The sequence below is a fragment of the Erwinia sp. genome (assembly GCF_031978025.1).
In the GTDB taxonomy this organism is placed as follows: domain Bacteria; phylum Pseudomonadota; class Gammaproteobacteria; order Enterobacterales; family Enterobacteriaceae; genus Erwinia.
On sequence record NZ_DALZCD010000297.1, the window covers coordinates 1 to 5,168 of the forward strand.

The window sequence follows — 5,168 nt, forward strand, 5'->3', positions numbered from 1 at the left end:
CGCAGCAGCATAACCCATTACCTACCGGCATTCTTGCTGGTTGAAGAGGAGAGCCCATGTCGACGACAAATCGCCCCCAACCTCCACTCCCAGAACAACAGCAACCGTGGCCGGGAGCGACCAATGAAATGCAGCCCGTTCCCGATCATGGCGAAGCCAGCTACAAGGGTTCCGGCCGTCTGAAAGGCAAAAAAGCCCTTATTACCGGCGGTGACTCCGGAATCGGCCGCGCCGTGGCTATTGCCTATGCTCGCGAAGGCGCGGACGTGCTGATTTCCTATCTGGATGAGCACGAAGATGCGAAAGAAACCGCCCGCCTGATTGAAGAAGCAGGCCAGAAAGCGGTGCTGGTAGCAGGTGATGTGACCGAAGCGGAACATTGCAAGGCTATCGTCAGCAAAGCGGTGGAAGCTTTCGGCGAAATCAATATCGTGGTCAACAATGCCGCTTTCCAGATGACCCGCGAGTCACTGGATGAAATCAGCGATGACGAGTTCGACCGCACCATGAAAACCAATATCTACGCCATGTTCCGCATCTGTAAAGCAGCGGTGCCGCATATGCCGGCGGGCGGATCGATTATCAATACCGCTTCGGTTAATGCCGATCAGCCTAAGCCAAAACTGATCGCCTATTCTGCGACTAAAGCGGCTATCATAAACTTTTCCGGTAGCCTGGCCGCGCTGCTGGCAGACAAAGGCATTCGTTCCAATGCCGTGGCGCCAGGCCCAATCTGGACGCCGCTGATCCCGGCCACGATGCCGACCGAACAGGTTAAAAACTTCGGCAGTGAAGTGCCGTTGCAGCGTGCCGGACAGCCTGCCGAGCTGGCGCCCGCCTATGTGATGCTGGCCAGCGATGAAGCCAGCTATATCTCTGGCGCGACCATTGCCGTCACCGGCGGCGTGGCCGTCATCTGACAGTCTGGCGGTGGGGCTGCGGCCTCACCGCCTTCTCGCCTGTTTTCTCCCCCCGCTTTCCTTCCCGGACGGCTTTGTCATGCCTGGCGGACAGAGAGCGGAGGCTATTGTAAGGAGCGAAAATGAAAGCCTATCCCTTACGGCTGACGCTGCCGATTGCCACCCATATTTTCGGCGGCGAGCTGATTAAAACTCGCCTCGCCAAAGCCGACCTGCCTGACGGACGCATAGCGGAAACCTGGGAAATCAGTGACGTGGAAGGCATGCGCGCCAGCGTTAAAAACGGCGACTATGAAGGCATGAGCCTGCACGAACTGACCGAACGTTACCCTGACGAGCTGGTAGCACCTGGCTGGCGCGGTCCGCATTTCCCGCTGCTCAGCAAATTTATCGACGGTACCGGAATGCTGCCCGTACATCTGCACGCCAATGATGAGGCAGCGCAGCATCTTGAACAGCAACCTAACGGCAAAAGTGAGGCCTGGCATATCTTATGGGCCGCGCCCGGCGCTACCTGTCTGGCTGGCATCAAGCCTGGCGTCAGTCAGCAGCACCTGCGTGCGGCACTGCTGGCGGGAGAATATGACGAGGTGATGGTGCGTCATCCGGTTAAAACCGGTGATACCTTTTACGTGCCGGGTGGCATGCTGCATTCTTTCGGGCCAGATACGCTGATTTATGAAATTGAGCAGACATCCAATATCCAGCAGCACGCAATGCCGTGGCGCATGGAGGATGGCAGCAAAATCCCCCGTCAGGAACAGGAAAAGAATATCGATGCGCTGTTGGCAGAATTGCGTCCGGAGCTGACCACGCAGCCGCACCAGGGGTTGACGCTGGTGGAAAACCAGCAGGTAACACGTCTGTTTTGCTGCGCCGGCCCTTATTTTGCGCTGGAACGCTGGCGTGTTTCCGCTGCCTGTGACTATAGCTTTACGCGCGCGCGGATTATTTCCAACCTGGGTAAACCGCTGCAAATTGAAGCGGCAGGGGAAAGCTGGACGCTGGGGCGCGCCGAAACGCTGCTGTTGCCCGCCGCACTCGGTAAAGTCACCTTTAGTGCGCCAGGCGAGTTTTTGGTGGGCTACGTGCCGGATTTAGAGGCAGAGGTGAACGCACCACTGCGTGAGCGCGGTTATGACGAGCAGGCGATTGCCCGGCTCGGCGATGTCAAAGATCAACTACGTTAGGAGGGCTTATGTTGCCCTGTTCTCTGCACGGCAAGACGAATGATGCGCCGGTTTTTGTCCTGCTGCACTATTTAGGCGGCTCCGGACATACCTGGCACCCGACTATTAGCTGGCTGGACGAGCACAACCGCTGCGTCACGCTGGATACGCCAGGTTTTGGCGCCGCAGCTATGGCTCCCGGCTATGACGTGGCCTCAATGGTCGCGCAGTTTGATGAGAGTATCCGCGCTTTGCAGCTGACTAACTGTATTCTGGTCGGCCACTCCATGACCGGAAAAGTCGCCTTAGCACTGGCGGCGCGCCAACCGGGCTACCTGAAAGGGCTGATTCTGGTGGCGCCGTCCCCACCCGGCCCACAGCCGATGAGCGAGGAAGATCGACGCAGCCAGAGTCAGTACGGCGGCAGCCGGGAGGAAGCGGAACAGTTTGTGGATGCGGCAGCCGGTGAGCGCCTGCCCGATGTAGTGCGTGAAATTGCTATCCGCGACGCCAGACGTGCCAACCTCTCCGCCTGGCATGCCTGGCCGGAAGCGGGCAGTCGCGAAGACTGGTCTGAACGTATTGGCACGGTGAATTGCCCGGCGCTGTTGATTGCCGGTTCGGCTGACGATCAGGTGCCTTCTCCGGAAGATCAGCAGAAGATGACGCTTTCCCATCTGCCTGCCGGTCGGTTGGAGGTCATTGCCGGCGCGGGCCATTTAATGCCGCTACAGACGCCGCAGAAGCTGGCTGAAAAAATGCTGGCCTTTGCCTCTACGCTTTAACTTGCCTCAGCGGAGATAACCGTCTCCGCTTTTACCTCGCTCATCGTTTTTCCTGTGAAATCAATAGCGCGCACTTTATAAACGCGGTTATATTTATTTTTCACTCGTGCCGCCATTGCGGCGTTCTCAGGAGAAACATGTGGTGCTATCCCTTCCGGAAGATTTGATTCCCTCCGATCCACGCTTTGGCTGTGGCCCCTCACTTATCCGCCTGGAGGATTTAGCGCATCTGCAGGAAGAGGGGCCGCATTTATTAGGTACCAGCCACCGTAAAGAGCCGGTGCGCGCGCTCTGTCGGCAAATCCAGCAGGCGCTGAAAGCGTATTTAGCGGTGCCGGACGGGTACAGCATCGTACTTGGCAACGGCGGCGCGACCATCCTGTTTGATATGATCGGGCTTGGCCTGGTGAGAAAACGTATCGCGCACCATGTTTGCGGCGAGTTCTCCTCTAAATGGTTTAAGGCTTCGGACCGTATCCCGTGGATTCAGGCAGAGAAAGTAGAAGTGGATTACGGCCAGCCTAACGACCGTTTTTTAACGGAGGATGTCGACGTAGTGGCCTGTACGCTAAATGAAACCTCGACCGGCGTGATGAATACGTACCTGCCGGAAGTCGGCGAAGACTGCCTGCTGGCCGTAGACGCCACCAGCGGCGCCGGACAAATAGCCTGCGATCTGTCGCGTGTAGACGTATTCTTTTTTTCGCCGCAGAAGGTTTTTGCCAGTGAAGGCGGGCTGTTTGTCGCTATCCTGTCGCCTCGGGCAAAAGCGCGCATCGAAGAGATCGCCACGCAGGATCGCTATATTCCGGTATTTGCCGACTGGCGGCTGGCTCTGAGCAACAGCGAACAGCAGCAAACCTACAATACGCCGGCAGTGGCGACGCTGTTCCTGTTTGCCCGTCAGGCTGAACGCATGAACGCGCTGGGTTTTGCCGAAGTACAACGGCAGGCCGCAGAGAAAGCGACCTGGGTTTATCAGTGGGCGCAGGAGAGGCCGTGGCTTTCCGCCTTCGTTACTGATGCTAAAGCGCGTTCGACCACGGTAGCCGCCATCGATATGGCAGCCGACATCGACGCAGACAGGCTGACCCGCTATCTGGATGAACAAGGACTGGTGCACGGCATTGAGGGCTACCGTGCGCTCGGACGCAACCAGCTACGTATTGCCCTGTTCCACAATATTGCCTTCAGCGATTTGCAAAGGCTGACGGCGCTAATCGATTTTCTGGTAGAAAGCGGCGAGTTTAACGCCCGGTCCGGCTAATCGCCCTACTCTCTTTTTTGCCGCTTGCCGGTGCGGGCGGCAGCTCGCCCCCCCAAAAATAAACGGGCCGTTTCACTGTCCCCCGCTTCCATAAAATCGCGCCACAGCGTGCTGTCTTACAGGCAAAGCAGAACCGTGATGTTTTTCACGCGGTGTTGTTGCGCGCCGTTTTTTACCCTGCTTCGCCATTAAGGCACCCTGTTCTGAAGGCCATTCTGTCGACATCAGGTAAAATCGGCTAAGGACAAGATCCTAAAAAGGGACGAGCAGTTGAGCAGTTGAGCAGTTGAGCAGTTGAGCAGTTGAGCAGTTGAGCAGTTGAGCAGAATGGTAAACGGGTAAGGATTTTAATAAGGGAAGCGGCTACGCGAACGAGGCCAAAAGCAGAAGAAAACGAGAGAAGTGATTGGTGGAGATAAGCGGGATCGAACCGCTGACCTCTTGCATGCCATGCAAGCGCTCTCCCAGCTGAGCTATACCCCCGAGCCGAAAAACCTTTGTCGTCTTGACGGCGGGCATAATATGAAACGAGGCTGTGAGTGTCAACGGCAAAATCACAATCTGCGTTTAATCGCTGAAAAAGCGGTCAACGAGAAGGGAAAGTCAGCAGCGGTCACGGATTTCCATAGCATAAATCGCCTTTATTGGCGTTATGGCAGCGAGGAAATGGTGTTCTGAACGCAATCCGACAACGTTCCCGCTGCAATCACAGCGCGGCCAATTCTATCGTGTAAACAGAGCGTTAATAGTGCATCTAATTGCGCTTGTTTTTGTTAAATTCCCGTGCAAAACTTGCCCCGTTTTGTATGCCGAACCCTTCTCAGCGCTGGATGCGCGCGTATAACGCGACGGATTCGGCCATTCTTTCACTACACCAGAATCAGAGCCACTATGTCCTTGTATTCACCTAAAGAAATTGCGGCGGTCGCTATTCAGGCCGGTTTCGCCAAAAGCCGTTCCTCTGTCCCTACTCTGCTGATCCTTGGCTTCATTGCGGGGGCTTTTATTGCCACCGGCTTTTTGCTGG

At 56.4% G+C, this 5,168-nt stretch carries 4 protein-coding genes, 1 tRNA gene and 1 pseudogene; 5 read left to right on the top strand and 1 reads right to left on the bottom strand.

The window, feature by feature from the left end; genetic code table 11:
• The first annotated feature begins 56 nt into the window (after positions 1–56).
• The 4 genes from RTK32_RS18690 to RTK32_RS18705 all read left to right on the top strand — a co-directional run bounded on the left by RTK32_RS18690 (position 57) and on the right by RTK32_RS18705 (position 4,141).
• Positions 57–920 (top strand): glucose 1-dehydrogenase, encoded by an 864-nt coding sequence (locus RTK32_RS18690; RefSeq protein WP_312046614.1) that lies wholly within the window; start codon positions 57–59, stop codon positions 918–920.
• 122 nt (positions 921–1,042) lie between these two features.
• Entirely contained in the window at positions 1,043–2,110 is a 1,068-nt protein-coding gene (locus RTK32_RS18695; RefSeq protein WP_312046616.1) for a class I mannose-6-phosphate isomerase, read from the top strand.
• Between the two features lie 8 nt (positions 2,111–2,118).
• Entirely contained in the window at positions 2,119–2,874 is a 756-nt protein-coding gene (locus RTK32_RS18700) for an alpha/beta hydrolase (RefSeq protein ID WP_312046618.1), read from the top strand.
• 139 nt (positions 2,875–3,013) lie between these two features.
• Positions 3,014–4,141 (top strand): aminotransferase class V-fold PLP-dependent enzyme, encoded by a 1,128-nt coding sequence (locus tag RTK32_RS18705; protein ID WP_312046620.1) that lies wholly within the window; start codon positions 3,014–3,016, stop codon positions 4,139–4,141.
• 407 nt (positions 4,142–4,548) lie between these two features.
• Here the strand turns inward: RTK32_RS18705 and RTK32_RS18710 are convergent.
• A tRNA-Ala gene (locus tag RTK32_RS18710) sits at positions 4,549–4,624 on the bottom strand.
• A 408-nt stretch (positions 4,625–5,032) separates the two neighbouring features.
• On the opposite strand from RTK32_RS18710, the pseudogene RTK32_RS18715 reads away from it, so the two are divergent.
• Positions 5,033–5,168 (top strand): annotated as a pseudogene (locus RTK32_RS18715) (formate/nitrite transporter); the annotation flags it as partial.

Excerpts from the sequence above, each read along its gene's own strand:
- RTK32_RS18690 (WP_312046614.1), top strand. The coding sequence starts at position 57 with ATGTCGACGACAAATCGCCCCCAACCTCCACTCCCAGAACAACAGCAA.
- RTK32_RS18695 (WP_312046616.1), top strand. The coding sequence starts at position 1,043 with ATGAAAGCCTATCCCTTACGGCTGACGCTGCCGATTGCCACCCATATT.
- RTK32_RS18700 (WP_312046618.1), top strand. The coding sequence starts at position 2,119 with ATGTTGCCCTGTTCTCTGCACGGCAAGACGAATGATGCGCCGGTTTTT.